Origin of the sequence: Thioclava dalianensis, assembly GCF_000715505.1 — a bacterium.
GTDB classification, from domain to species: domain Bacteria; phylum Pseudomonadota; class Alphaproteobacteria; order Rhodobacterales; family Rhodobacteraceae; genus Thioclava; species Thioclava dalianensis.
In genome coordinates this window covers 1-735 of the sequence record NZ_JHEH01000096.1, presented here as the reverse complement: position 1 = coordinate 735, position 735 = coordinate 1, and the positions used below count along the sequence as shown (strand labels likewise).

At 61.9% G+C, this 735-nt stretch carries 2 protein-coding genes; both read left to right on the top strand.

What is annotated here, in order from left to right; genetic code table 11:
- Positions 1 to 3: 3 nt before the first annotated feature.
- On the top strand, positions 4 to 543 hold the full coding sequence (locus tag DL1_RS20680) for a lytic transglycosylase domain-containing protein (protein WP_038070300.1): 540 nt from the start codon (positions 4 to 6) through the stop codon (positions 541 to 543).
- On the top strand, positions 540 to 735 hold a 196-nt coding region (locus DL1_RS20675; protein WP_051693735.1), incomplete at its 3' end, for a TrbC/VirB2 family protein. The genes DL1_RS20680 and DL1_RS20675, both read left to right, overlap by 4 nt.

The following is a 735-nucleotide window of genomic DNA, read 5'->3' as shown; positions in this document are numbered from 1 at the left end:
CAATTGATTTCCACTTCTCAAGAGGCAAACGGGCGCCTTTTTCTCTTCGCAGAACCTCGCGTTCCTGGCGCCACTGTCGAGACAGCGATCCCGGCCCGATCTGCCGCCGGCGCCACCCCAGAAATCCTCCATGCGATCGAGACCACGGCTCTACGGTATGCCGGGCATGGTGCGCTGCGTCGCGCGGGGCTTTCCGTCACTGATTGGGCGCTCCTTTACCGCGCCAACATTGAAGTCGAGAGCGCATACAATCCGGCTGCACGTAGCCCTGTCGGGGCTATAGGCCTCGGGCAGCTTATGCCGGATACCGCCCGCGACCTCGGCGTGGACCCACATGACATTGCGCAGAATCTCGACGGATCAGCCCGCTACCTGCTGATGATGCTCGACCAGTTCGGCGAGGGCTCTCTGGCCCTTGCGGCATACAACGCTGGTCCGGAGGCGGTCACACGCCACGGCGGCATTCCCCCTTTTCGCGAAACCCAAGGGCATGTGGCCCGTGTGACTGCCGTGTTTGAGCGGCTCAGAGGAGATCTTTCATGACATCGAGACCTTCGATCGTCGCGCTCGGCGCGATGGCCCTTATCGTGCTGGCGGGTCCAGCGCTTGCACAGAGCATCGACCTCTCGCCGGTACAGACCCTGCTTCAAGGAATTGTCGATGCGATCACCGGTCCCTTGGGGATCGTGATTGGCACGCTCGCACTGATCGGGGTGTTCCTTTCCTGGCTCTTTG